A 24,670-nucleotide genomic window follows, 5' to 3' on the forward strand; every position below is an offset into this window, starting at 1 on the left:
ATGTACGTTGACGAGCAGGTTACTCGCCATATCACCACCACCCGGTGTGTCACGCAGTAGTGCTGTGGGGGTGCTTGCCGGTGCACTTTGTCAGGCAATTACCCAAGGTCACTGTCTTACAGATAACCCCTGTGGGAGCGGGCTTGCTCGCGAAGGCGGTGTGTCATTCAAGGCAATGCTGCCTGACACTCCGCCTTCGCGAGCAAGCCCGCTCCCACAGGGTTAATCATTTGTCAGAGAGATCAGGACAGGAACCCACCGTCCACATTCAGCGAAACCCCGGTGGTGTAGCTTGATGCGTCGCTCGCCAGGTACAGCACCGCACCAGCCATTTCACTCGGGTCGGCCACGCGCTTGAGCGGGATCTGCGTCAGCGCCTGCTTGAGGATTGCGTCGTTCTTCACCAGTGCCGAAGCGAACTTGGTGTCGGTCAGGCCCGGCAGCAGGGCGTTGCAGCGGATGCCGAATTGCGCGCATTCCTTGGCGAAGACCTTGGTCATGTTGATCACCGCTGCTTTGGTCACCGAATAGATGCCCTGGAACACGCCCGGTGAAATCCCGTTGATCGAGGCGACGTTGATGATGCTGCCGCCACCGTTTTCGCGCATCAGCTTGCCGGCTTCCACCGACATGAAGAAGTAGCCACGAATGTTCACATCGACGGTCTTCTGGAATGCGCTCAGATCGGTGTCCAGCACGTTGCAGAACTGCGGGTTGGTCGCAGCGTTGTTGACCAGAATATCGAGGCGGCCGAACTGTTCCTTGATCCCGGCGAACACCTGGCTGATCTGTTCCATTTCACCGATATGGCAAGCCACGGCGGTGGCTTTGCCGCCGGCGGCGATGATGGCGTCGGCGACGTGCTGGCAGCCTTCGAGCTTGCGGCTCGAGACGATCACGTGGGCGCCTTGCTGGGCCAGCAGTTTGGCGATGGCTTCACCGATGCCACGGCTGGCGCCGGAGACGAATGCGATTTTGCCGTCGAGGTCGAACAACTGAGTCTTGGACATAAGGGTTCCTTGGTGTGGGCCGTCAGAGGCTCGATTTCGCAATGACCTGCAGGCTCATGTGCTCCAGCAGTTTGTTCATGTGAATGAACTGCGCGAAGCGTTTGTCCTGAGTCTGGCCGTGGTAGAAGCGGTAGTAGATCTGCTGCACGATGCCGGCCAGACGGAACAGGCCGTAGGTGTAGTAGAAATCGAAGTTGTCGATCTGGATGCCCGAGCGTTCGGCGTAGTAATCGACGAACTCGCGGCGGGTCAGCATGCCCGGGGCGTGGCTCGGCTGGCGGCGCATCAGTTGCACGGGCGCCGGATCATCTGCCTGAATCCAGTAGGCGAGGGTGTTGCCCAGGTCCATCAGCGGATCGCCGAGGGTGGTCAGTTCCCAGTCGAGCACGCCGATGATCTGCATCGGGTTGTTTGGGTCGAGGATCACGTTGTCGAAGCGATAGTCGTTGTGGACGATGCTCGACGTCGGATGGTCGGCCGGCATCTTGTCGTTGAGCCAGGCTTTGACATTCTCCCAGTGCGGCGCGTCCGGGGTCAGGGCTTTTTCGTAGCGCTCGCTCCAGCCCTTGATCTGGCGGGCGACGTAGCCTTCCGGCTTGCCCAGATCGCCGAGGCCGCAGGCGTTGTAGTCAACTCGATGCAGCTCAACGAAACGGTCGATGAAGCTCTTGCACAGTGCTTCGGTTTTCGCCGCATCGAGGCCCAGTTCCGGCGGCAGGTCGGAGCGCAGGATGATGCCCTTTACCCGCTCCATCACATAGAACTCGGCACCGATCACCGACTCGTCGGTGCAGTGCACGTAGGCTTTCGGGCAGTACGGAAAACCGTCGCGCAGTTGATTGAGGATGCGGAATTCGCGGCCCATGTCGTGGGCGGATTTGGCCTTGTGCCCGAACGGCGGCCGGCGCAGGACGAATTCCTGCAGCGGGTATTCCAGAAGGTAGGTCAGGTTCGACGCACCGCCAGGAAACTGGCTGATCTGCGGTGTGCCGGTCAGGCCCGGAATGTGCGCCTTGAGGTACGGATCGATCAGGCTGGCATCGAGTTCTTCGCCATCGCGGATCCGGGTGGACTGGTCAGTAAGCGCCATGCTTATCCCTTCTGCTTATTTTGGAGGCCAGACATCATTGGCTAATCTAATGGTGCGCTCGGGTGCTCACAAGCGCGGGTCGGTCTTATAGGTTAGCGTGTTGCAGGATAATCACCTTTGGGAATGTGCGCGGCGGGCTGTGGGCGACTAAGGTTGAGCGGGTATGCCGTGTCCAGCAAGGAGCTTTGAAATGGGCTGCCCGCAAGTCTGTGCCAGTGCCACCCTGCAATGCAGTTTCGGCGCCGCGCCGGCGGTGCTTAACGTGCTGCCGGTCAACCGCACGCTGACCGGCGGGATGCCGGCGGCAAACATCATGGATCACATCCCGCTGGTCAATATCATGCCGTTCGGTGTGTGCATGAGCATGGCCAATCCGATGGTGGCGGCCGCGACCGCCGCCGCACTGGGCGTTTTGACGCCGATGCCGTGTATTCCGGCAACGGCCACACCGTGGATTCCCGGCGGTGCACCGACCCTGTTGCTCGGCGGGATGCCGGCGATCGATGCCAACAGCACCCTGATGTGCAACTGGGCGGGGGTGATCAAGATTGCGATGCCGGGGCAGATGCAGATGCTCATTCCTTGAGTTTTGTGCTGGATGTGCCGGCCTCTTCGCGAGCAAGCCCGCTCCCACAGTGGCCGGTGGTGTTCACACGATTCTAATCACAACACAAAACCCTGTGGGAGCGGGCTTGCTCGCGAAGAGGCCAGTCCTGGCAAAAGAACACCTTCAAGCCTGCTGCGGATCCATCCACCGCTGATACCACCAGCGCACCCGCGAAATCGGCTTGCCATCCGCCCCCAGCGGCCGGCCATCCTCGGCGAACCCGGTTTCTGGCTCCATCAGTTGACCATTCAGATACCGCGCCTCAGCCGCCGGTTTGCCGTTCGGGTGAAAGCGCTGATAACGCCCCTCTCGCACGCCATCGCGGTAAAACTCGGCCTCGGCCACCTGCCCATCGGAAAAGTAGTTGAACGCCTCGCCATGCAACAACCCGCGCCGATACGTCGCCTTGCGCTGCAACCAACCCTCGGCCGAATAGAAATTCGCGACCCCTTGCAGCTTGTCCTGTACGAACGGCATCTGCGCCGAGACCTTGCCGTTGGGGTGATAGAGCAGTGACATGCCCTGCAGCTCTCCCTGGTGGTAATTCAGATCGGCCTGCTTACGTCCGTCATCCTTGAGCTGCAGCGCGCCGTCGAGCTGACCGTCCTGCAAGCGGCCCTTGAGCTGTTTGTCATCCTCCTGCAAATCCAGCGGTGTGATCGCCATGACGGCTCCTTGTCAGTTGACCTGCACCAGCCCGCCCTTGATGGTCAGCATGCCGCCACCGTCCACGGTCTGTGAAGCGGCGCCCTTGTTGGTCAGGCTGATCCCGGCGTCGTTGGTCAGCGTGGTTCCGGCCTTGTTGTCCAGCGACGTACCGGCCTGATTGGTCATGGCCGTGCCGGCCTTTTGCGTGATCGAGGTGCTGGCCGAGGTCGCCAGGTCAGCGCCGCTCTTGATGGTGAAACTGCCACCGCTTTGCAGGGTGAGGGTGCCGCTGACTTTGATCGTCAGGTTGCCGTCCACCGTCAGGCTGTAGTCGCCGGTGACCTTGTCGGTGTAGTTGCCGCCGGTGCTGTGGTTTTGATCGGCACCGACCTTCACCGTGCGGCTGTCCTTCACATCGAGGCTGTCGCTGCCGGTCTGAATCGTGACGCTGCGCTTGCCTTTTTCCAGGGTCACGGTTTCGTCGCCGTCCTTGACCGTGCGGGTGCGGGCGTTTTGTACGGTGAGGGTTTCGTCATGGCCGACGGTGGCGGTGGTGTCGTTGAGCACATTGATCTTCAAGTCTTTCTGCGCCTGCAGAAACACTTCTTCGGCATCCTTCTTGTCCTCGAAGCGCAGCTCGTTGAAACCGCCACCACCCTTGGACGATTGAGTCTTGATCCCCGACTGCGTCTGATTGGCCGGCAACGCATAGGGTAGGGCGTTGTCGCCGTTGTACACGCAACCGGTGACCAGTGGCCGATCCGGGTCGCCGTCGATAAAGGTCACGATGACTTCCTGGCCGATGCGCGGCACGAACTGCATGCCGAAGCCCTTGCCGCTCCACGGCAACACCACGCGCACCCAGCAGGAACTGGTTTCGTCATTCTTGCCGTCGCGGTCCCACGGAAACTGCAACTTGATCCGGCCGTATTCGTCCGTCCAGATCTCCTCGCCGGACTTGCCCACCACCATCGCGGTCTGCGGGTGCATGCGCGGTTTCGGTGTGCTGCGTTGTGGACGAAACGGCGTGGTTTTGGGGATTGCCTCGAAGCGATTGCAATAGCTTTCGTGGCTGGCGTCATGGGTGACCCGCGTTACCACCCAATCGATGTTCAGGCTCGCATCATCGTGTCCATCGAGGGTGAACCAATGGCCCGGGATCAGCCAGTGGCAGTCGCTTTCACCGACGAAGCGTTTCTCCTCACTGCGAAGCCCGTCGACCCGTTGTTTGGTCAGCGCATCACCCCGAGCCTTGGCGTTGTAACCACCGGGATGCTCATAGATCGACAGCGGCCCGGCCACGGCTTCGGCCTGGCCGAAGAGCGAAGTGGTCGGCGTGGTGAATTCGTAATCCGTTGCCTTGTAAACGCCCGCCACGGCTTGTAGGCAGACCTGGCCTGAGCGGATGCCATGCAACTCACGCTCACCCATTTGCTGGCCCAGATACTTGACTTTCGGGCCGTTGGGGATCTGTACGAAGGCGTCATTGCTGTCGCCCAGCACCAGCGTGTGCTTGCCCTCGTCGTGGGTGAAAAACCAGAAGATGCCTTCCTCTTCCAGCAGGCGAGAGACGAAGGCGAAATCGGTTTCGCCGTACTGCACGCAGTATTCGCGGGGGGTGTAGCTGCCGGTCAGAGAGAGTTTGAAATCGGTGAAGCCGTGGGCCTTGAAGATCGTGGTGACGATGTCCGAGGTGGTGAGGTTCTGGAATACCCGGTTGTTGCTGGCCAGGGTCAGCCACCAGAGCCACGGACGCAATACGAGTTGATAGCGCTCGGCGGTGGCGTCAGCAGGGAGTTGGCGGATTTCGGCGACCAAGGCATCGAACGGGCGCAACTTAGCGTCGTTGTGCAATGTGGTGGTGACGTGAGTGGCGACGGCGCTGGTCAGGGTGAGGGGGGGGCCGTCGTTGAGGCCGTTGAGGGTTTGCGAACAGAGCGAGTTGAGGGCTTCTTCACCGGACAACCACTCAGGGTAAAGCGCCGACAGTGCGGCGGCGGTCAACGAAAGCGTTGCGTTACTGTCGGTGGCACGAGGCATTGGGCGGCCTTGATGAGGTGGTTGCAGCGTTCATGAAGCGGATTCGGTTCTAAAGAGAATTAAAGTTCAAATTGGGCATCATCGACATCACTGCCTCCATGTCACTTTGTTTTCGGAACTGCTTCCATAACCCAGGGAAATGGTCGTTGGCAGGCTGTAGCCAATTAAACAGAGGGCTTTTATAAAAGCAGGTACCGTCACTGACGGCTTGTTGCGGCAGATCCCGAGTCGTGCCCCATACAATGGCGTTGGGCCTTAGGTTCGCCAAGCCTTGAGCAATAGGTTGAAGTTCACCAATACTAATATGTGTTTCTCCAACTTCGCAGGCTGCGAGCACAATAAAGCAACTACCGCAATTGCCGATCATGTTGTGCAAGCCGGTATGTCTGTCCATTTTTACCATGGTGCTGCCGTGGCCAATAATAATTAGCATTCCTCCAAAGGCATCTCTCCAGCCGAGACTCGTCGGGGCAATCAGATCGCAAATGCCAGAGTATTTTGCCCACAGCTTTTTTGCTGCTTTCTTTCCGTCCTCATCGATGTAAGTCAGTAGTGTGTCTTTCATGTTTGCTGGCTCATTGAGTTTAATCGCGGGCTGCCATGCTGTTTTAATAGATGGCGTTTTTATGGTCGCTCATACGGTGGTTCTTTTTTTAGTTCGATAAAAGCCAGATTGGCTCGGTCACCCGAGAGTGTTTTCAATGTTCTCTGTGGGGTGTCATTGCCATCCAGTGTTCCGAATTTTTTAAGAAAAACGATGGAGAAAAAGTACTCCGGATGGTTGGCTGCCAGCGTTGCGAATTTGGCAGTGCAACTCAAAGGCCAGCCATGTAGCGAATGACTTGGCTTTCTGTCAGTCGTCGTACATGGGCTGTGTGTGAGGTAAACGGTTACATACTTGACGTCTTCGGCGATGGCGACGGCTGTATCAAAATAATCGATAAGAAACTCTTCCGCGTGTCCTTCGGGCACAACGCCAAGTTCTGCGGGGTCTCCCTCTGCGAGTTCCGCGTTGATAGCGACTTGCCGAGCATCAATGGCTGCCTGCATTTCGTTTCGGGGCACATTGCTGATTTGAAGTTGGACGTAAGCCTTTATCAGTTGCGCGCCAGCGTCCTCCTTTGACTCAAACAGAAAACACGTTTTGCACATTTTGTGGTTGTTGTGCTGGAACGTCAGGAGCGCGTGGACTTTTTTATTTCCAGTGTTGCGTTTGTGCAGCTCTGCAATACCTTCTTGAACGGAATTAAACTGTTCCATGGTCTTCAATCCTCGAAAAGGGGGGCGAAAAAGGGCACGAATCTATTTTTTTCATAAATAAATCTGTCCCCTTTGATTTCGTTCCCTTTGATTCATTGATGTGCCCTCTGTTGGAAAATGCGGGTGAGATTATTTGTGGTAGTTGGTTATAAAGTTGAAAGGTGCAGAAAGTTGTTTTGAGCGATCGATGGGCAGTCCGTGTGGGTACGTGTCAATGTTGCACAGGTAAGCCTTGAATTGACCCTCCACATCTCGAGACCATGAGTCCCCGCGATTCAAGGTGAGATCAAGCAGTTCGCAATTTTTTTGGCTGGTGGCTATGACCACGACCCATCTGTGATCAGCAACAAACCCGCCTAATTTGTAAACGTCACGGGTGATCGATTCCTGTAAGTTTGCGCCGCCGAATAAGCCGTTCGTGCTTTCTACTTTTATTTCAATGGCGTAGGTCTCATCTTGCAGTTCGAAATAGAAATCGACCTTTTCGCTGGAGTAAGGCTCTGGGTAACTGATTTCGCGAATTTTCGTTGTGATGCCGTAACCACGTCGTAGATGGTGAGCTATCTCAACTTGCGCAGCGCTCTCCCAAGGACCTTCAGAAACCCAGCTCTTCGTAAATTGACTTGGTTCATCGGTATCTTGCAGCTTTGGGTGTACACCTGCTGCCTGCAGCACCGCATTCAAAAAATCCGCTTCTGTCATTACTCCGTCTCCTGCGCGGGTGCCATTTTTGTGTTTCGTCAATTCTCGTTGGCGGCGGTCATTCCAACACCCACTCCGCCAACTTCCCCGTCACCTGCGTCATCAACACATTCTCGACATCCCGCGCACCCGCCGCGCTGCACTTGGCGAGCACCGCTTTCACAATTCCCGAATCAAACTCGAACTGTTTGCCCGTCGCCGCCTTGTAGCGGCCACGCAGTTTTTCCAGCTTCGCCAGCACAATACCTTCCAGCGTCGCCTCATCCAGCGGCCGATACGCAACCACCGTCATGCGCGCCAGAAACGCCGGGCGGAAGGCTTGCAAAAGGACTTTGTGCAGCGCTTCGTTGAAAGCTTCAGAGCCGATCTGTGACGCGGGAGTGTCGAGCAACAGTTCAGCGCCGACATTGCTGGTGGCGAGCATCACGGTGTTTTTGAAGTCCACCACCAAACCGGTGCCGTCCTCCATCAAGCCTTTGTCGAACACGTTGTAAAACGCTTCCAGCACATCCGGATGCGCCTTCTCGATTTCATCCAGCAACACCACGGAATACGGTTTGCGCCTGACCGCTTCGGTAAGCACGCCGCCACTGCCATAACCGACATAACCGGGCGGCGCGCCTTTGAGCTGGCTGACGGTATGGGCTTCCTGATATTCGGAAAGGTTGATGCTGATCAGGTTGCGTTCGCCGCCGTACAACGCATCGGCCAGCGCATACGCGGTTTCGGTTTTGCCCACGCCGGTGGGGCCGACCAACAGGAACACACCCACCGGTTTTTGCGGATCAGTGAGCCCGGCGCGATAGGCCTGCAAACGTTGGGCGATGGTGTTGAGCGCAGTGCTCTGGCCCATGACGCGCTGGCCCATGCGGGTGCCGAGGGTGCGTACGGCATGGGCTTCGTCGGCGAGCATTTTGCCGACGGGGATGCCGGTCCATCCGGCTATGACGGCAGCGACGGTTTTCGCGTCGACCTGTTCGGGCACCAGCGGATCGTCCTGGCGGATCGCATCCAGTCCGGCTTCCAGGCGCAGCAGTTCGGCAGCCAGATGATCGATGCGACTGTCGGTGGCTTCATCGGGTTTGTCACTGTCGGCGCGTTCGCTGAGGTCGAGCAGTTCGCGGCGGGTGTCGAGCAGCTCGCGCACCGCTACGCGTTCTTCGCTCCAACGGGTTTCCAGTTCGCGGATGGCTTGCACGTTGCCGCCAGATTCGCTTTCCAGCAGAGTGATGCGCTCACGGTGATCCAGCCCCGTGGCTTGCTCACGCCGCAAACGTTCGACTTCGTCCTTGAGGCTGTTCTGCCGGTGGCGCAGGCTTTCCAGCGGCGGTGGCACGTCGTGCTGGCCGAGGGCGACCCGGGCGCAGGCGGTGTCGAGGACGCTGATGGCTTTGTCCGGCAATTGGCGGCCAGAGATGTAGCGGTGCGAGAGTTTCACCGCTTCATGGATCGCCGCGTCGAGCACCTGCACGCCGTGGTGCTGTTCGAGTTTGGCGGCGACGCCACGGAGCATTTCCACGGCGGTAATTTCGTCTGGCTCCTCAACCTGCACCAGTTGAAAGCGGCGGGCGAGGGCGGGGTCTTTTTCGAAGTATTTTTTATATTCCATCCACGTGGTGGCGGCGAGCGTGCGCAACTCGCCGCGGGCCAGTGCCGGTTTCAAAAGATTGGCCGCATCGCTGCCGCCCTCGGCACCGCCGGCACCGATCAGGGTGTGGGCTTCGTCGATGAACAGGATGATCGGTTTGTCGGCACTGCGCACCGCGTCGATCACGCCTTTGAGCCGCTGTTCGAATTCGCCTTTGACCCCGGCGCCGGCCTGCAGCAAACCGAGGTCGAGCACGCGCAAACTGACTTCCTGCAATGACGGCGGCACGTCGCCGGCAGCGATGCGCAGAGCCAGACCTTCGACCACGGCGGTTTTGCCCACGCCTGGGGCGCCAACCAGAATCGGATTGTTCTGCCGGCGCCGCAGCAGAATGTCGATGCACTGACGGATCTCGCCGTCTCGGCCAACGATCGGGTCGATGCGTCCGGCATGTGCATCGGCGGTCAGATCCTGGGTGTATTGATCGAGCACCGAGTCCTGCCGTGGCGCGGCACTTCCCGTTGAAGTGGTTCGTGGACCGACATGCTCACGAGAGTTCTCCGTCCACTCTAATAAATTGGTCCGCAGCGCTTCCTTGGGAATCCGCAGCAACGATGAGGCACTGTTGAGCAACAGACTGCGGCGCTCGTCGCGATCAATCAACGCCAGCAACAACAGCCCGGATCGAATACTGTCGAGGCCCAGCAGGCTGGCCTGCACCACCGCGTCTTCCAGCAAGCCCAAGGTGTGCGACGACAACGCCGGCGTACGCGTGCTACCCGCCTTGAACAGATCCAGCGCCCTGTTGATTTCCGCGGTCAGCGCATCCCGCTCCAGGCCGAAGCGTGGCAGCAGAAACGCAAAATCGCCGCTCTCGATGTCGAGCAGTTCCAGCAACAGATGCTCGATCTCGACAAAGTGATGCCCGCGCTGCAAACAGCGCTGGGCGGCGCGTTCGAGGGCGCGGCGGTTTTCCGGGTTGAGGCGTCCGATCAGGCTGGCGAGTTCCATGTCAGGTGATCTCCAACTGACGAAGACGGGTTTCGATGCGCTGCACGGCAAGGCTGGCCTGACGCTGCAAACCACCGTTCCAGCTGAGCAGGGGTGGTGCCTGGCGCCCGAGCTTCAGCGGCCCGGCACCGCGCACCAGCAGCACCAGGGTCACGTCCAGATCCGGGCCGAAGTACAACGCCGCAAGGCTGGCCAATGCCGGGTGCGCTTCGCCGTCCGGCAGAAATCGGCTCGCCTGCGTTGAGGGCAGTGGCCCGAGGGTCAGGCGAATACCGGCGTGCTCATCCCAGACTCGTTTGCCGGCAACGGCCGTGCGTCCGAGTTGCAGATTGCGCCCACCAGGCTTGATGACGCTGCGGCTGGCAGGCGGAATTTCGCGCCAGGCGCCTTCATAGGCACTGAGTTCCACCGGCATGGCGAACTGCTCGCGGACAATCGCTGCGAACCCGGCCAGCGAGCGCCGGCCATCGGCGAACAACGCGGTGCAGGCCAGCACTGCACAATCGGGAACCGCCTGACGCTCCTGCAAGGCCTTGGGCAACAGACCGGTAAGGGCGCGCAATTGCGCCTGTACCGGCGAGGCGCCCGGTGTGACAAAGCCAAGCGCGATGCGGTGCTTGCGCATCACCTTGTAGAGCAGGCTGAGCAGGCGATGCTGGAACAGATCAAGGAACTCGGCCGGGGCGTGATCCTTGGCCCGCGCCCGTTGTTGCAGCCACTCCTGATAGGCGTAGGGCAACGGGCCGTCGGGGCCGCCGAGGCCGAACATCGGGGTGTCGAGGATTAACGGCTGGCCCGGTTCTTCGCGCAGGTTTTCGATCTGGCTGGTGGGAAACAGCGGTGTCAGCGGTCCGCGCAATTTCAACGCTTCGGCCTGGGGCGAGGTGCCGCTGCCCAGGGATTCGGCTTGCGGTTGTTCGCGCTCGAGCAGTAACAATGCCTGCAACAGTTCGAACGCCTGCGGATCGCGGCGCAGTCGTTGGCTCAGGGTCAGAGCGACAGGGGCATGCCGGCTTGGGGTTGCCATGCCTTGATCTCCTTGTCGGACTGCATCAACACCGTGCGCACGAAGCGATTGGCTGTGGCGTACACCGAAAAGAACTGCGCCAGCACGGCAGAAAACAACACTGCGCTGCTACCGACGAAGTGCTGCGGATCGAGCTGCAACTGCACCTCCAGCCCATTGCGCCAGCCGCGCCAGGCATCGACGCCGACATGGCCGATCACCCGTTCGCAACGCAGGCTCAGCAGGCCCTCGATCTGGCGCAGCGCACTGGCTTCATCGCGCAGGTTGTGCAGGTGCAGAATTTCTTTCAAGGCGTCGAGTGCCTGCGGGCCTTCGACCAGAGACAAGTGATTGAGGGTCAGTTGCGACACCAGTCGCCAGCGTGAATCACCGTCCAGACGCGGCAGGCTTTGCGGGCTCGGCGGGTTGCGCAGGCGTGCCCAGGCGATTGGCCCGGGACGTTCGAAACCCAGCGGTGTGCCGGCGGGCAGGCTCTGCGCCAGATGCCGGTTGGTACACAGCAGTTCGGCGGTGAGGCTGTAATCCGGCAGTTCGCTCAACGGGTCGAAACGGGTGTCAACCACGCTCACCAACAGGTCGCTGCCGAGCCGGTTCGGGGTCATGCTGCTGACCCGTCGCGCATGCCAGTAGCGTTGCTGATCGCCACCGCTATGCTGGCTGCCGTAATACGCTGGCAGCCGTTGCACGCCGTTGCCGAAGCTGGCGCGCAGGCTGCGAATGCTATGGATCTCGACGCTGTTCTCGCGGTGACTGTCAGCAATCAAACGGTACTCGCTGCGGGTGCCGTCCGGGCGCAGTGGCTCGGAGGTCCGCGGGAACAGGTTGATCGCCGGAGCGCAGCCCAGGGCGATATCACTGGCCTGTAAATGCAGGCGGCTGGCCGGAGCGCAGTCGAAAACGATGTACAGGTACAGCGTCTGGCTGTCGCTGCTGGCGCCGCTCAACGGCAGATCGAAGAACTGAAATTTGTCCGGGAAAGCAAAGTATTCCGCCAGCAGGCGCATGCCCGGGTGCACACCGTCCTCATCCGGCAGCAGGACTTCCTCATCGCTGAAACCGACGATCGTCGGCAAACCGTTCACCGGGGTCGGAATACTTCCTGGCGAACCGGCCAGCACCTGTACCGCGTGAGCGCCGAGCAGGTCATACAGACAGGCATTGATCACCGGCGAAGCGGTGAGATGAATGCGCAGTTGGCCGATGCCCAGTTCCGTCCATTGACTCTCGCCCAGGCAACGCAAGCTCAGGCGCAATGCCGAACGCGCCTGCACGACACCGGTCAGCGCCTGGGCTTCATCGCCGCCGAGCAATAACGCTTCGCTGACCTCTATCGGCCACAAATGCACGGCGGCCGAGGTGCGAAAGTGGATGCTCTCACCCTTGCTGGTGGTGACGAACAATGGGGTGTCACGGGGCAGGGGATAGCCCTCGTCGAGGTTGCCCTTGCTCGGGTCCGGCTCGAACTGCACGATGGCGCAGGAGGGCAATGGCCGCACAGCCAATGGATAAAGCTGTTCAAGCAAGGCATCACTGAACTCTGCATAGTCGTCGTCGAGTCTGCGTTGCAGACGTGCGGCGAGCAGGGCAAAGCCTTCGAGCAAGCGTTCGACATGCGGGTCGGGACACTCGCCCGGTGACAGCTCAAGGCGCCGCGCGACTTTCGGATAACGCTCGGCAAACTGGCTGCCGGCATGGCGCAGCCAGGTCAGTTCGCGCTGGTAATAGTCGAGCAGTTGCGGGTCAATCGAGTCGCTCATGGCGCACCTCCAACCCTTGGCTGCCAGGTTCGATGACAAACGCCACCGGCCAATATTGCAGACCGCTGCGCAGCTCGCCGAGCAGACGGATGCTTAAACGTTGCGGCTGGTCGGGCAGGGGATTGACCTGGACCTCGCCCAGTTTCAGGCGCGGCTCGAAATGGTTGATGGCTTCGCGGATCTCCCGCGCCAGTCGACGACGGTCATCACTGCGCTGTTGTTGCAGGGCGCTCCAATCCGCAATGCCGTAGTCGATAACGCTCGGTGGCTGGGTGAGGGCGCGCGGGCCACGACGTGTGTTGAACAGGCGCGCCAACTCGGCATGCACCGAGTCGAGCAAACCCTGGCGATCGAACGCCTGCACGCTGTCGGCCTCGCCGGATGCGAGGCGTTCGAACAGCGGCGGGAGCATGCCGGTGCCTGCCATGACCAAGGCGCCGGGTTAGCTGACGAGCTTGTTGGCGGCCATGTCCCACGTCGACGCGGCAGTGCCTTCCTTGGTGCCATCGTCTTTCTGTGCGGTGAGTTCCCATTTGATTTTGGTGAAGTTCAGCGACAGGGTTTCTACCGGTTTGCCCCCGGTACCGCCGCTGACACTGACGTTGGAAATCACTACGTTGGTCAGGGTGTAGATGATGAACGGCAACAGTTGCCCGCTGCCTTCGGCGGCGTTGCGGCCGATGGTGATCTTGGCTTCCGGAATCGGTTTGCCGGCACAGCAGTATTCGTTGAGGGACGGCGTCGAGGTATCGACGAATTTGGTCAGGGTGAACTCACCGACGTGGGGTTTGCCCGAGGTTCGCTCCGAGTTGCTGACGTCGTTGGTCACTTGCATGGCCACGTTGTGGCTGTAGGACATGACTTCGATTTTGTCCGTGTAACCTTCGAGCAGGCTGTCACCTTTGATGTCGCCGCCAAGGTCGAGAATGATTGCATCCATCGCTTGAAACTCCTGAAGAAATTCACAAATAGACTGAGCTCAGAACCTGTGGCGAGGGAGCAAGCTCCCTCGCCACAGAGGTTTCATCAACTTCAAGCCGCTACCGGTGGCGGCAGGGTCGCCACCAGACGGATCGATGCAGTCAACTCCTCCAGCTGGAAGTGCGGCCGCAGGAACACCGTCGCCCGGTAGGCGCCCGGCTTGCCGGCCACTTCGGTAACGTCCACCCGCGCTTCACGCAACGGGTACTGCGCCTTGATTTCCTGCGGCGCGTTGTCGTTGATCAGCACGTAGTCGGCGATCCAGTTGTTGAGGTAGGTCTGCACGTTGTCGCGGGTCATGAAGCTGCCGACCTTGTCGCGCATGATGACCTTCAGGTAGTGAGCGAAACGCGAGGCCGCCAGCACGTACGGCAACATTGCCGAGATCCGCGCGTTGGCGTTGGCCTCGTTGGTGTTGTAGACCTTGGATTTGTTGGTGGTCTGACCGCCGAAGAACACGGCGACATCGCTGTTCTTCTTGTGGCACAGCGCGATGAAACCGAGGTCGTTGAGCTCTTTTTCGCGGCGGTCGGTGATTGCCACTTCGGTCGGGCACTTCAGTGACAGGTCGCCGGAACTGGTGCGGAAAGTGTGCGCCGGCAGGCCCTCGACCGCGCCGCCGCCTTCAGCGCCACGGATCGCCGCGCACCAGCCGTACTTGGCAAAGGCTTCGGTGATGCGTTGCGACAGCGCCCACGCCGCATTACCCCACAGGTATTTGCTGTGGTCGGTGCCGTTGACGTCTTCAACGTAGGTGATGCCTTCCACGGGGGAGGTGTCCGGGCCGTAAGGCAGGCGCAGCAGGAAGTGCGGCAGCACCAGCGACACGTAGCGCGAGTCTTCACTTTCGCGGAACGAGCGCCACTTGATCAGCTCCTGGCTCTCGAAGACTTTCGACAGGTCACGTGGCACCGCCAGTTCGGTGAAGCTGTTCATGTCGAACAGGCGAGGGCTGGCGGCGGCAATGAACGGCGCGTGCGCGGCAGCGGCGACGTTCGACAGTTTTTCCAGCAGGCCAATGTCCTGCGGGTGTCGACCGAAGGTGTAGTCGCCCACCAGCAGGCTGAACGGATGGCCACCGAAGGTGCCGTATTCCTCTTCGTAGATCTTTTTGAACAGCGCGCTCTGGTCGAATTCGACGGCTTTTTCCAGGTCGTTCTGCAGTTCTTTCTGTGTGACGTTGAGCAGGCGCAATTTCAGCCGGGTGCTGGTTTCAGTGTTCTGCACCAGCATGTGCAGGCCGCGCCACGAGGCTTCGAGTTTCTGAAAGTCGGTGTGGTGCAGCACCTCGTTGAGCTGGGCACTGATCAGTTGGTCGATCTGGCTGATGCGGTCATTGATCATCGCCACAGTGTCCTTGTCGATGGCCATGCCTTCGTCAAGCACCTGGGTGGCGAACTCCGCGAGCATGTCGCGGGCGTAATCCTGCTGACTGTCATCGTGAGCCATGCGGCCCTCGGCGATGATCCGGTCGAGCAGGGATAAGGTTTCGGCTGCAGCATTCTCGCTGGCTTGATTCTGGGCGGCGGCGGGCATGACGGATGCTCCCTCGGTTAAATGGATGATCAGGCTTGCGGTTCGGCCGGGGCCTCGGCGTCAGCGGCCGGGGTAGCGGTGTCTGGGCGGGCCGATTTGATCTCTTGCAAGCCTTCGGTGTTGGCGATGACGTCGCGCAACAGCTTGTCCAGATCATCATTGCCATCGAGTTTGGTCAGCAGGTCGCGCAGACGCTGGCGAGCCTCGAACAGGCGGCGCAGGGGAGTGATTTGTTCCACCACCTTGACCGGATCGAAGTCGTCGATGTGTTTGAAGTTCAGCTCGATATTGAGCTTGCTGTCGTCGCCGGTGATGGTGTTGTTGACCTGCAGGGTGGCGCGGGGAGCGATCGAGGCGAGCACTTCGTTGAAGTTGTCGCGGTCGATTTCGGTAAAACGCCGTTCAGTCAGTTTTGCCAATGGTTTAAGTGGCTTGCCGGAGAGGTCAGCCAGAATTCCGACCACCAGAGGCAATTCCTTTTTTTCGATGGCGTTGCCGATTTCGACGTCGTAGGTAATTTGCACTCGGGGCGGGCGGACCCGGTCGAGCTTGTGCTGAGTACTTTCTGCCATGGTGGCTGACTCCGATGCGAAGGCGGGCGCAATGCATCGGGGAGGCCCGTTCATCGCTTTCCCTTACTGGACCGTAGGTTAGAAAGGGTGGCAGATGACCTGTCGTTCCTTTGACAAACCTTCCTCATTCGGCTCTGGGAACCGAACTACCCAAGACGCTAGAACAGGTCTATAAAAATGCAAGCGAAAAGCTTTTTTGGACTGTCTCGGGAAAAGGAAAATTCATTTTGTGCAGACGATTTTTGAGTGTTGTTTTGTTTGCGCTGCTCGCCGGTTGTTCTTTTTTCGGGCCGAAAGTCGATCTGGACAGCCTGACCCTCGACGTCGCGCCCAAGGCCAATGACGACACGCCCATTGCCGTGGATTTCGTTGCAGTCAACGATCCGGATCTGCTCAAGCAGCTGTCGGGCATCAGTGCCAGCCAGTGGTTTGCCGGGCGCGACCAGTACCAACGCGACTATCGTCAGCTGATGAGCGTGTGGGGGCTGGAGCTGGTGCCGGGGCAATTCATCGACCGCCAGACCTTCCCGCTGGGGGGCAAGAAGGCGGCTGGACTTTTGGTCTTCGCCAGCTATAACACACCCGGAGCGCACCGCTTGCGGCTCGACGATCAGCGCGAAGCGTGGCTCAAGTTCGACAGCCGCGAGATGAGCCTGGTCAGCAAGGAAAACTGAAACACACCGCTCGCCGCCGGGTTGCGGCATGGTCGAAGGGAGTCGTATGAGTCTGCTACCTGACGCGGTCTGCTGGCATGAAGGCATGCAATTGCTGCCGCAGCATTTTCAGTTGCAGGGCCTGCGTGCCGAAGCCCTCGGTGCGCATATGGCGCAAGCGTGCAACCCGTGGTTCTGGGGCGTCAGTCGCATGGAGTTCGATCCCTCGGCGTTGAGCGCCGGGGTGGTTCGCGTGCTGGCGTTGCAAGGCACCATGCCTGATGGTCTGCCGGTGGATCTGCAAGCCGGTATCGGCCCGATTCTGGAACTCGATATTGGCCCGGCCATCAACGCCACCGACGATGCCACCGTCACCGTTTACCTGGCGATCAGTCCGTTGTGGCGCGCCGGGCAACTGCTGCCGCTGAAGGGACGCCTGCAATCTGTGGTCGGTGAAGCGCTGCCGGATCTGACCAGTGGCGAGTTTCCGGAATCGATCACCGTGTGGCGACCCAACCCACGCCTGTGCACGCAATTGAACAAGGCCGATTCGATCTGCCTGCCGCTGCTGAGAATCCGCAAGGAAGGCGGAGGTTTTCTGCCGCTGGCCTATACGCCGCCGACTCCGATCCTGTTGCCCGATTCGCCGCTGGGCCGGCGCGTCGCCGGATTGTGTGCACGGGCGCGGGAAAAGTGCATGTTCCTCGGCGGTCGATTGCGTCAGGCGCAACAGGCCGGCAATCAGGACGATGCGCTGGAGATTCGCCGGCAATTGACCGCGTTGTGGGCACGGCTGCCGGAAGTCGAAGGCACACTCAACAGTCGCATCGCCCATCCGCAGAGTTTGTATGTGCAGCTACTCGGACTGGCCGGCGCCTGGTCGGCACTCGATCCGCTGGCCGGGGTGCCGGCGTTCGCGCCGCTGGATTTTCTGGAGTTGCAGCGCGGTTACGACGCGGTGCTGCAATGGCTGGAAATCACCCTCGAACTGATCCGCGCCGGCTATCGCAGCCTGCCGTTCGAGCGCGGCGAGCAGAGCTTTTCAATTCAGTTGCCCGATGAGCAACCGAGCCAGCGGCTGGTCATCGGCCTGCGCATGCCCAACGGGGCCAGCGAGCAGGCGGCCAGTGAATGGCTGCGCAGTGCAATCATCGCCTCGGCGCCGCACGTTGCCTTGCTCAGCCGCCAGCGCATGAGCGGATTGAGCCACCAGGCCATGAGCCGCAGTGAACAGGTGGCCTACAGCGTCGGCGATGACACGCGGCTGTTTGTGGTCACGGCCGAAGGCGCGTGGTTTGACGCACAACTGCCGCTGATGATCGCCGCGCCAGCAGCGAAGTTGACCAGCAGTCCGTGGCAGGTGGTGCTGTTTGTTGCGCAGACGAGTGAAAGTGCCTGATCACACAAGGAACGCAGCATGTCGGAAGGGACTGCCGGGGCCGGAACGAGAAATCTGAGTTTGCAGGACGCGCCGCTCAGCAGCGCATTTCGGCAGACGTGGCAGCAATGGTCGCTGGACTGGAGCCAGTTGCCCAAGGACCGCGAGGACGAGGCGGCTCTGGTCGAAACCGTGGTCGAGCTCTCGACTCAGGCCTCGCAACGATTGTGGCGCACGGCGTACTCACGGGTGGGGGATTCGGCCACTGAGCAAGTCAAGGCGCTGGTCTATGCCTTTGTCGCGCTGGTTGATGAAACCCTGTTGTTCAGCCCGTGGCCGGGGCAATCGGCCTGGCAGAGCAAACCTCTGGAGTCGCGTCTGTATTCGACGCGCCAGGCCGGCGAGCAACTGCCGGCGGCGATTCAAACAGTGCTCGATGAACAACAACCGACCGCCCGCGATCTGGCCAACGTCTACCTGCAGTGCCTGATCCTCGGTTTTCATGGGCGACTGCGTGGCGAACACAGCCAGGCGCAGTTGGAGAAGTGGCGGTTGGCGTTGTTCAACTTCGCCTGGCAAGACGAGGCCGACTATGCCGATGTCAGTCAGCGCCTGGTACAACCCTCGCAGGTACCGCCGTTGCAGCTACCGGTACGCACGGCGTTGCCGGACGGCTTTCGCCTGGCGCTGGGGATTGTGGCGATGGTTCTGTTGCTGACCGGGATCGGCCAGTTTCTGTGGCGTGACATTCGTTCGGAACTGGAGCCGGTGCTGCAGATGAGCGATTCAGTGGCGGCCCCGGAGCAAGACTCATGAGCACTTTGACGATTGTCGCGTGGGTGGTCGCGCTGTTGTTGCTGCTGGTGATCATCGCGGTTGCGGTGTGGTGGCTGCGCACTCAGAGCGGCGCGGCGATCCGCAGTTTCTACGCTTCGGTGCGGCACATGGAGCAAGAGCAGGGCACCCATGATCGTTATCAAATGCCGTGGTTGTTGATGCTCGGGGACGAAATCCAGGGCACGCAACTGGTCAACGAATGGCACCTGCAACCCACCGACAAACCGGCGTGGTTCGGCCGCTGGTGGTCGGACCCCGAGGGCGCGGTGCTGGTGGTGCCGCAAGCATTGTTCTTGCCCGAGGACGGCATGCACCTGCAACGCGGCGGCTGGTGGCGTCTGCTCGGGCTGATTTTACGCCTGCGCAGCAAACGTCCGCTGGACGGGGTGATCTGGACGGTGCCGGTCAGTCGTCTGGACAACCTGGAGCAGGCCACCCAACTCGGTCTGGCGGCGCGTCGGCGCTTCATCGATCTGCTGCAACGGTTCGGTTTGAGTGTGCCGGTGTATGTGATCGTCACGGGTCTTGAAGAACTGCCCGGGTTTCAGGAACTGATCAGTGCACTGCCGGATGAAGCCCGTGATCGCACTCTGGGCTGGTCATCGCCCTACGCGCGCGATGCGGTCTGGCAGGGGCAATGGAGCGACCAGGCGCTGGACAGCTTGCACCGGGCTCTGGCCGAAGCGGTGATCGAAATCGGTACTTTGTCCGGGCACCTGAGCGCGGACCTGTACGCGTTGCCGGAACGTCTGGAAAGCCTGCGCCGTGGCTTGCAGAACGTATTGGAGCCGGTATTTCAGGGCAACGCGCAGGGTGAGGCGCCGTGTTTTCGCGGCGTGTATTTCAGCGCGAATCAGCCGGCCGATGATGCGCTCGACGGATTTTCCGCCGATGACAGCGGCTTGCAGCGCAGTGCGTTCGTGCGCCAGTTGTGGCGCCAGCGCCTGGTCGGCGAACGAGGCCTGGCCCAGGGTGTGCCGCGCCTGTTGCGCTTGCGTCAGCGCTGGCAACGGATCACTGCCGGCGTCGCGCTGGTGGTCGGAGTGCTGTGGGCGGTGGCGATGATCTGGGTCTGGCGCGACTCGGTTCGCGATGCCCACGAACTGGCGCGGCTGATGCAGGGTGCGCAGAAGAGCTATGTCGCCGTCACCGACGAAGCGCATCGCATCGAGCCGACCCGGCGCAATGTGCAGAGCTTCTGGCGCGTGCTGGAAAAAGCGCCGCACTGGCACTACGTGTCGTTGGTGTTTCCGACCTCGTGGTTCTCCTCTTTCGATACCCGGATCGAACAGGAACTGTTCCGCTCGACCCAGCGCCATATGCTGGTGCCGCTGCACGATCTGCTGGTGGCGGAGCTGGCGAAAATCAAGGCGATTCGCAGCACTGATCGGCGCACCAGCGTCGAAAGCGAAGACCCGGCGCAATGGCAGAACTACCAGAAGGCCACGGATCTGGTGGATCGCGCATTGCGTCTGGAGCAACAGAATCAGTTGTTCGGTGAAGTGCAGAACAACCAGCGAGTGCCACTCGATGACCTGGTGCAACTGAGCAACAGCGCGCTGTCACTGAACCTCAACGCCGCCACCTTGCCCCATGCCGCTTATTACAATCGACTGCTGGCGGCAGGGGATGGCGGTGATTTGCAGGCGCTGGACCTGAGCGTCGAGCGGCCGCTGATTGTCAGCAACTTCACCGGGCTGATGGAGCGCTGGCTCGATCAGTATTTCCTCGCTGACAACTTTGTCAGCAAGGCCGGTTACCTCAAGCTGCATCTGGAGCAACTGGAGGCGGGCAGCGGCAACAGCTTGAGCGAGCTGGAAGATCTGCGGGCACTGATTGATGATCTGCAAGCGGCGATCGCCCTGACCAACTCGACCTGGAGTCGCGGCAAGGGCCAGGAACTGGTACCGGGCTACCGCGACTTTCTCGACAAGGTACGCAAGAGCACATTGCTCGGGCCTGCCGTTGAACAACAACTCGACGCCCAGGCGAGCAAGTTGCAGCAGAGTTTTCGCGATCAGTGGATCGCCCAGGTCGGTTCTCGCGGCAATCTGCTGGTGCAGCAGGGCAGCGGGCAACTGGCGTTGCAGGATCAGGTGGTGAAACTCAACAACGCCGTGCAGGCGCTGTTCAGGCGCGACTTCGTTTCGATCGCGATGCGCGCCACGCAGGACAACGTCAATATGCAGGGTCAGACCGTCGACGGCGATGACCTTAATACCTCGTTGAGCTACTTCGCCAGCTACAAAAGTTATGTCGCCGAAGAGCTGCCGCGCATCCCGCCGGTGTATCGCGATGCCTTGCTGCAAGCGGCCGAAACTGCCGCCGCCCAGGCGATGTGGCTGAGCCTCAAGGATCACAACGACCAGACTCATCCGTACGCGGTATTCAACGTTCAGGCCGAACAGGCGATGGCCCTGCAAAAAGCCTTTGTCGAGGTGCACCGCAGCGACCTCGCCGCGCGTCTGCAAGGCGCATTGAATCGGCGGGCGCTGGCGCAGATCGTCAGCGGTCTTGAAGAAATCACCGCGCAACCGTTGTTCGGTGGTCGTACCGAAATCAGTCAGTGGGACGGTTCGAAAAACCTCGGCCTGCAGCTGTACGGTGCCAGTGATGTGCAGGATCTGAAACTGAGTCTCAAACAGCAGTTCAACACCATGCTTGGCATCACCGAACGTCGCGCGCCGGCCCTGCAGTGGCTGATGACCCAGCAGGGCAACCTGTCGGCGCTGGATTACGAGCGAGTGACCCAGTTCAGCGCGCTCAACGATGAATTGCTCAAGTACAAGGACGCCAACCCGGCGAGTTCCCCGGCGCAGATCGAGCAACTGGTCAGTCGTGATTTCATCGAGATGGACACCGGTTCCTGCCTGCAGGTTCTGCAAACGGCCAACCTGGCGGGTGGGCGTGGCACGCTGGCGATGCGTGCGGTGGAGTTGCAACAATCGGCGATGCAGCGTTGCCAGTTCCTGCAACAGCAAGAAGCGGCCACGGCCTGGAATGAACTGGCCAACTATTTCAATCAATTCCTGGCCGATCGTTTCCCGTTTGCCAACGGGGTGCAGGCGCAGGACGCCGATCCGTCACGGGTCCAGCATTTTCTGGAAATCATCGACAAGCGCCTGCCGGTGGCGCAGGCCGGACTTGTCTTGAGCCAGACCCCGGAGCGCCTGGCCGCCGAAGACTTTCTCAACCGCCTGAAGCAGGCCAGCGTGTGGCTGACTCCGCTGTTCGTGCGCGACAAAAGCGGCATCCTCGGGGTGGAACTCGACGTGCGCTGGCGCACCGACCGCGAGGAAGAGAGAGGCGCCGATCAGGTGATTGCCTGGGGCTTGCTGGCGGGTAATCAGCAGATCAACTACCCCGGCGCCGAACAGCCGAACCTGCGCTGGATGGTCGGCCAACCGATCCGCCTGACCCTGCGCTGGGCACGCAACGGCAAGGAGCGCCCGGTCAACGATCCGCTGCAACCGAACCTGGTGGTGCGCGACATGGAGGCCGGTTGGGAGTACGGCGGGCCGTGGTCGCTGCTGCGCTTGATGCGTGCGCACTTCTCGGTGCAGCGTCAGCCGAATATGGATTACACCGATTTTCCGCTGGCGTTGCGCCTGCCGGTTACGGCGGCGACCGACAGCGTCACCAGCGAATTCACGCGGATGTTCGTGCGCCTGTCGCTGATGAGCCAGGGCTCGAAATTGCCGCTGTCGATCTCGCCATTGCCTACCCGCGCACCGCGTTCACCCTTTCAGATGACCAACACGACCGCTGCCCTCGAAGCCTCCAAGGAGAATCTGTGAGCCTGCCTTTGACAACCTTGCCAGAGCTGATCGACCAGTTGCTCGCGCCGATCAGCGCCGAGGCGCCGTGTGGTGTCGATCTGCGTTATGAACGCGAGTTCGACCAGTTGCGCGATCTGCGCCGCGAAGACGATGCGAGCCTGCCGACCGGGGTCTGGCAATCGACGCTCAAGCGCGCGAACTGGCCGGAAGTGGAGAAACTGACCACTTGCTTGCTGCTGGAGCGCAGCAAGGATTTGATGCTCAGCGCCTGGCTCGGTGAAGCGTGGCTGCACCTGCAAGCGCTGGACGGGTTGCCCGGCAGTCTGGCGCTGATCGCCGGATTGTGTGAACGTTTTCCCGAGCACCTGCACCCGCAGGCCGAGGACGGCGATCAGTCGTGGCGGGTGATTCCGCTGGAATGGCTGGTGCGCCGTTACTGTGAAATTTTGCTGACCCGGGTGCCGTTGTTCGGCGCGAACAACAGTGATTTCGAGGTTTACACCCTTGAAGTCTGGCGTCGCCTGAAAGTGCAGCAGGTTCAGGTCAATGACAGTAAAGGCGCAAAGACTTCGGCGGAAAATGCGCGCAACGAACAGAAACGGCTCAGTGAGCAGATCCGCGCGACGCCGCTGGCATTCTGGCTGCGCACGCAGGGCAGTCTGCTGTTGAGTCTGCAACACCTGCAACGTCTCGATGCGTGGAGCGATGCTTATCTGGGCGGTCAAGGGCCGGGCTTCGGGCCATTGCAGCAAACCATCGAGGCGTTACTGACGCTGGTTCAGGAGTTCATCGCCATGCACCCACAACAACCGACGCCCGCGCCTGCACCACTCGAGACGCCTGTCGCCGTGGCGCAGTTTGTCGAAGAGGCGCCGGTGGCTCAGGTGTTACGCGAGCCGGCCAGTCGTGAAGAGGCTTACCGCCAATTGCTGCTGATCGCCGAATACCTGGCGCGCACCGAGCCTCACAGCCCGGTGCCGTACCTGATTCGACGCGGAGTCGAGTGGGGTAATAAACCACTGAGCGAATTGCTCGGCGAGCTGATCAGCGCCGACGCTGAATCGCGGCGTTTGTGGACGTTGCTCGGGGTGCTTTAGCGCAAGCGTTGATGGCCTGTTTTCGGCGGCAACTGAATCGGCGTCAGCACGGGTTGACCCGAGAAGAATGCCGTAAGGTTTTTCCCCACCAATTCGACTGTGCCTTGCGTGGCCTCCGGCGACAGACCGGCGACATGCGGGGTCAGTATCACGTTGCCGAGCGTTTTCAATGCGTCCGGTACTTGTGGTTCGTGGTCGAATACATCCAGCGCGGCGCCGGCGATTCGCCGTTGTTCCAGTGCCGTGATCAGCTCGGCGGTGGCGATCACACTGGCGCGAGCAATATTGACAATGAATCCCGCAGGCCCGAGCGCGTCGAGCACCGGACGCGTCACCAGATGCTGAGTGCCAATCCCGCCCGGCGTGGCGACGATCAGAAAGTCCGAGGCCCGCGCCAGTTCGGTCGGCGTCGAGCAGAAGGTGTAGAGCACATCGCTGCGCACCTGGCGGTTGTGGTAGCTGATCTGCATGTCAAAACCGAGGTGCGCGCGCTTGGCGATCGCCATGCCCACCGCGCCGAGCCCGAGAATCCCCAGGCGTTTGCCGGCCAGCGACGGGCGCATGATCTTCGGCCATTCACCGCGACGCACGGCGGCGTCGCAGCGCGGAATGTCGCGCACCAGCGCCAGCAGCATCGCCATCGCGTGGTCGGCCACCGACGAGGCGTTGACCCCGGCACCGTTGGTCACGGTGATGCCGCGATCACTGGCAGCCTGCAGGTCGACATGCTCGTAACCGGCACCGATCACGGTGATGATTTTCAGCGCGGGCAGGTCCGCGATTTCGTCGGAGGTCAGGCCCAGCGGGCCACGGGTCAATACCGCATCGATGCGGCTACCGTGGCTGGCGATGGCTTGCGCACGTTCGGCAGGCGTGGGGGCGAGGATCAGGTGAAAGCCCTGATGCTCGAGAATCGGCAAATAGTCATTGATGGTTTCAACCAGTACCAGAACGGTTGCGGGCATTGCGCGGCTCCTGTGATCGTCGGCGGGGCAGGTTGTGAAATTCGGTTCAGAGTGCTGAATGCGGAGCGGCTTGGCAATCATGCTGATTCGCGTTGTGGTGTTCTGATTCTGGACGGCTTCGCGCAAGAAGCA

General features: G+C 60.7%; 21 protein-coding genes. 6 read left to right on the plus strand and 15 right to left on the minus strand.

Annotation, left to right across the window (positions count from 1 at the left end; all coding sequences use genetic code 11):
* Positions 1-242 precede the first annotated feature (242 nt).
* Positions 243-1,010 (minus strand): SDR family oxidoreductase, encoded by a 768-nt coding sequence (locus V9L13_RS03810; RefSeq protein ID WP_338801531.1) that lies wholly within the window; start codon positions 1,008-1,010, stop codon positions 243-245.
* A gap of 22 nt (positions 1,011-1,032) precedes the next feature.
* Positions 1,033-2,100 carry a phosphotransferase family protein gene (locus V9L13_RS03815; protein WP_338801532.1) on the minus strand — a complete coding sequence of 356 codons (1,068 nt, stop codon included), beginning with the start codon at positions 2,098-2,100 and terminating at the stop codon, positions 1,033-1,035.
* Positions 2,101-2,290: 190 nt separating this feature from the next.
* On the opposite strand from V9L13_RS03815, the gene V9L13_RS03820 reads away from it, so the two are divergent.
* Positions 2,291-2,686 carry a DUF4280 domain-containing protein gene (locus V9L13_RS03820; RefSeq protein WP_003224052.1) on the plus strand — a complete coding sequence of 132 codons (396 nt, stop codon included), beginning with the start codon at positions 2,291-2,293 and terminating at the stop codon, positions 2,684-2,686.
* Between the two features lie 144 nt (positions 2,687-2,830).
* Here V9L13_RS03820 and V9L13_RS03825 read toward each other — a convergent pair whose 3' ends face one another.
* From V9L13_RS03825 to tssB, 12 genes are all read right to left on the minus strand, one after another.
* The gene (locus tag V9L13_RS03825; protein WP_338801533.1) at positions 2,831-3,373 is read right to left on the minus strand and encodes a toxin-antitoxin system YwqK family antitoxin; all 543 of its coding nucleotides are present in this window, start codon (positions 3,371-3,373) and stop codon (positions 2,831-2,833) included.
* Between the two features lie 12 nt (positions 3,374-3,385).
* Positions 3,386-5,395, minus strand: coding sequence for a type VI secretion system tip protein TssI/VgrG (gene tssI, locus V9L13_RS03830; protein ID WP_338801535.1), 2,010 nt, complete (start codon positions 5,393-5,395; stop codon positions 3,386-3,388).
* 49 nt (positions 5,396-5,444) lie between these two features.
* Positions 5,445-5,960, minus strand: coding sequence for a hypothetical protein (locus V9L13_RS03835; protein ID WP_003224057.1), 516 nt, complete (start codon positions 5,958-5,960; stop codon positions 5,445-5,447).
* 59 nt (positions 5,961-6,019) lie between these two features.
* A complete protein-coding gene (locus V9L13_RS03840) occupies positions 6,020-6,655 on the minus strand; it encodes a hypothetical protein (RefSeq protein WP_338801536.1) in 636 nt (211 codons plus the stop codon).
* 129 nt (positions 6,656-6,784) lie between these two features.
* Positions 6,785-7,357 (minus strand): hypothetical protein, encoded by a 573-nt coding sequence (locus tag V9L13_RS03845; RefSeq protein ID WP_003224062.1) that lies wholly within the window; start codon positions 7,355-7,357, stop codon positions 6,785-6,787.
* A gap of 58 nt (positions 7,358-7,415) precedes the next feature.
* Complete coding sequence (gene tssH / locus V9L13_RS03850) at positions 7,416-9,956, minus strand: type VI secretion system ATPase TssH (RefSeq protein WP_338801538.1); 2,541 nt, start codon at positions 9,954-9,956, stop codon at positions 7,416-7,418.
* A gap of 1 nt (position 9,957) precedes the next feature.
* Positions 9,958-10,983, minus strand: coding sequence for a type VI secretion system baseplate subunit TssG (tssG, locus tag V9L13_RS03855; protein ID WP_338801539.1), 1,026 nt, complete (start codon positions 10,981-10,983; stop codon positions 9,958-9,960).
* Positions 10,947-12,740, minus strand: a complete 1,794-nt coding sequence (tssF, locus tag V9L13_RS03860; protein ID WP_338801540.1) for a type VI secretion system baseplate subunit TssF — start codon at positions 12,738-12,740, stop codon at positions 10,947-10,949. Before tssF ends, tssG begins: the two co-directional genes overlap by 37 nt.
* Positions 12,724-13,167 (minus strand): type VI secretion system baseplate subunit TssE, encoded by a 444-nt coding sequence (gene tssE, locus V9L13_RS03865; protein ID WP_045122401.1) that lies wholly within the window; start codon positions 13,165-13,167, stop codon positions 12,724-12,726. Before tssE ends, tssF begins: the two co-directional genes overlap by 17 nt.
* A 15-nt stretch (positions 13,168-13,182) precedes the next feature.
* A complete protein-coding gene (locus V9L13_RS03870; RefSeq protein WP_003224073.1) occupies positions 13,183-13,680 on the minus strand; it encodes an Hcp family type VI secretion system effector in 498 nt (165 codons plus the stop codon).
* Between the two features lie 92 nt (positions 13,681-13,772).
* On the minus strand, positions 13,773-15,257 hold the full coding sequence (gene tssC / locus V9L13_RS03875) for a type VI secretion system contractile sheath large subunit (protein WP_003224074.1): 1,485 nt from the start codon (positions 15,255-15,257) through the stop codon (positions 13,773-13,775).
* 29 nt (positions 15,258-15,286) lie between these two features.
* The gene (gene tssB, locus V9L13_RS03880; RefSeq protein ID WP_003224075.1) at positions 15,287-15,829 is read right to left on the minus strand and encodes a type VI secretion system contractile sheath small subunit; all 543 of its coding nucleotides are present in this window, start codon (positions 15,827-15,829) and stop codon (positions 15,287-15,289) included.
* 227 nt (positions 15,830-16,056) lie between these two features.
* Here tssB and V9L13_RS03885 point away from each other — a divergent pair, with 227 nt between their 5' ends.
* From V9L13_RS03885 to tssA, 5 genes are read left to right on the plus strand one after another with little or no spacing between them, the layout of a single operon-like run.
* The gene (locus tag V9L13_RS03885) at positions 16,057-16,503 is read left to right on the plus strand and encodes a hypothetical protein (RefSeq protein ID WP_003224076.1); all 447 of its coding nucleotides are present in this window, start codon (positions 16,057-16,059) and stop codon (positions 16,501-16,503) included.
* A gap of 46 nt (positions 16,504-16,549) precedes the next feature.
* Positions 16,550-17,881 carry a type VI secretion system baseplate subunit TssK gene (tssK, locus tag V9L13_RS03890; RefSeq protein WP_338801541.1) on the plus strand — a complete coding sequence of 444 codons (1,332 nt, stop codon included), beginning with the start codon at positions 16,550-16,552 and terminating at the stop codon, positions 17,879-17,881.
* A gap of 18 nt (positions 17,882-17,899) precedes the next feature.
* A complete protein-coding gene (locus tag V9L13_RS03895; protein ID WP_103521738.1) occupies positions 17,900-18,676 on the plus strand; it encodes a DotU/TssL family secretion system protein in 777 nt (258 codons plus the stop codon).
* The gene (locus V9L13_RS03900) at positions 18,673-22,494 is read left to right on the plus strand and encodes a type VI secretion protein IcmF/TssM N-terminal domain-containing protein (RefSeq protein WP_338801542.1); all 3,822 of its coding nucleotides are present in this window, start codon (positions 18,673-18,675) and stop codon (positions 22,492-22,494) included. Before V9L13_RS03895 ends, V9L13_RS03900 begins: the two co-directional genes overlap by 4 nt.
* Positions 22,491-23,573 (plus strand): type VI secretion system protein TssA, encoded by a 1,083-nt coding sequence (tssA, locus tag V9L13_RS03905; protein WP_338801543.1) that lies wholly within the window; start codon positions 22,491-22,493, stop codon positions 23,571-23,573. Before V9L13_RS03900 ends, tssA begins: the two co-directional genes overlap by 4 nt.
* Here the strand turns inward: tssA and V9L13_RS03910 are convergent.
* Positions 23,570-24,538 carry a 2-hydroxyacid dehydrogenase gene (locus V9L13_RS03910; RefSeq protein ID WP_338801545.1) on the minus strand — a complete coding sequence of 323 codons (969 nt, stop codon included), beginning with the start codon at positions 24,536-24,538 and terminating at the stop codon, positions 23,570-23,572. The two genes, tssA and V9L13_RS03910, sit on opposite strands and share 4 nt — an antisense overlap.
* Positions 24,539-24,670 lie beyond the last annotated feature (132 nt).

Source organism: Pseudomonas sp. RSB 5.4, from assembly GCF_037126175.1.
GTDB classification, from domain to species: Bacteria; Pseudomonadota; Gammaproteobacteria; order Pseudomonadales; family Pseudomonadaceae; genus Aquipseudomonas; species Aquipseudomonas fluorescens_H.

What these genes read in the sequence shown, in the direction of transcription:
- tssI (WP_338801535.1), bottom strand. Translation starts at nt 5,395, where the DNA reads ATGCCTCGTGCCACCGACAGTAACGCAACGCTTTCGTTGACCGCCGCC.
- V9L13_RS03825 (WP_338801533.1), bottom strand. Translation starts at nt 3,373, where the DNA reads ATGGCGATCACACCGCTGGATTTGCAGGAGGATGACAAACAGCTCAAG.
- tssK (WP_338801541.1), top strand. Translation starts at nt 16,550, where the DNA reads ATGAGTCTGCTACCTGACGCGGTCTGCTGGCATGAAGGCATGCAATTG.
- V9L13_RS03910 (WP_338801545.1), bottom strand. Translation starts at nt 24,538, where the DNA reads ATGCCCGCAACCGTTCTGGTACTGGTTGAAACCATCAATGACTATTTG.
- tssE (WP_045122401.1), bottom strand. Translation starts at nt 13,167, where the DNA reads ATGGCAGGCACCGGCATGCTCCCGCCGCTGTTCGAACGCCTCGCATCC.
- tssB (WP_003224075.1), bottom strand. Translation starts at nt 15,829, where the DNA reads ATGGCAGAAAGTACTCAGCACAAGCTCGACCGGGTCCGCCCGCCCCGA.
- V9L13_RS03900 (WP_338801542.1), top strand. Translation starts at nt 18,673, where the DNA reads ATGAGCACTTTGACGATTGTCGCGTGGGTGGTCGCGCTGTTGTTGCTG.
- V9L13_RS03840 (WP_338801536.1), bottom strand. Translation starts at nt 6,655, where the DNA reads ATGGAACAGTTTAATTCCGTTCAAGAAGGTATTGCAGAGCTGCACAAA.
- V9L13_RS03835 (WP_003224057.1), bottom strand. Translation starts at nt 5,960, where the DNA reads ATGAAAGACACACTACTGACTTACATCGATGAGGACGGAAAGAAAGCA.
- V9L13_RS03810 (WP_338801531.1), bottom strand. Translation starts at nt 1,010, where the DNA reads ATGTCCAAGACTCAGTTGTTCGACCTCGACGGCAAAATCGCATTCGTC.
- tssG (WP_338801539.1), bottom strand. Translation starts at nt 10,983, where the DNA reads ATGGCAACCCCAAGCCGGCATGCCCCTGTCGCTCTGACCCTGAGCCAA.
- V9L13_RS03895 (WP_103521738.1), top strand. Translation starts at nt 17,900, where the DNA reads ATGTCGGAAGGGACTGCCGGGGCCGGAACGAGAAATCTGAGTTTGCAG.
- tssH (WP_338801538.1), bottom strand. Translation starts at nt 9,956, where the DNA reads ATGGAACTCGCCAGCCTGATCGGACGCCTCAACCCGGAAAACCGCCGC.
- V9L13_RS03870 (WP_003224073.1), bottom strand. Translation starts at nt 13,680, where the DNA reads ATGGATGCAATCATTCTCGACCTTGGCGGCGACATCAAAGGTGACAGC.
- V9L13_RS03815 (WP_338801532.1), bottom strand. Translation starts at nt 2,100, where the DNA reads ATGGCGCTTACTGACCAGTCCACCCGGATCCGCGATGGCGAAGAACTC.
- tssF (WP_338801540.1), bottom strand. Translation starts at nt 12,740, where the DNA reads ATGAGCGACTCGATTGACCCGCAACTGCTCGACTATTACCAGCGCGAA.
- V9L13_RS03845 (WP_003224062.1), bottom strand. Translation starts at nt 7,357, where the DNA reads ATGACAGAAGCGGATTTTTTGAATGCGGTGCTGCAGGCAGCAGGTGTA.
- V9L13_RS03820 (WP_003224052.1), top strand. Translation starts at nt 2,291, where the DNA reads ATGGGCTGCCCGCAAGTCTGTGCCAGTGCCACCCTGCAATGCAGTTTC.
- tssC (WP_003224074.1), bottom strand. Translation starts at nt 15,257, where the DNA reads ATGCCCGCCGCCGCCCAGAATCAAGCCAGCGAGAATGCTGCAGCCGAA.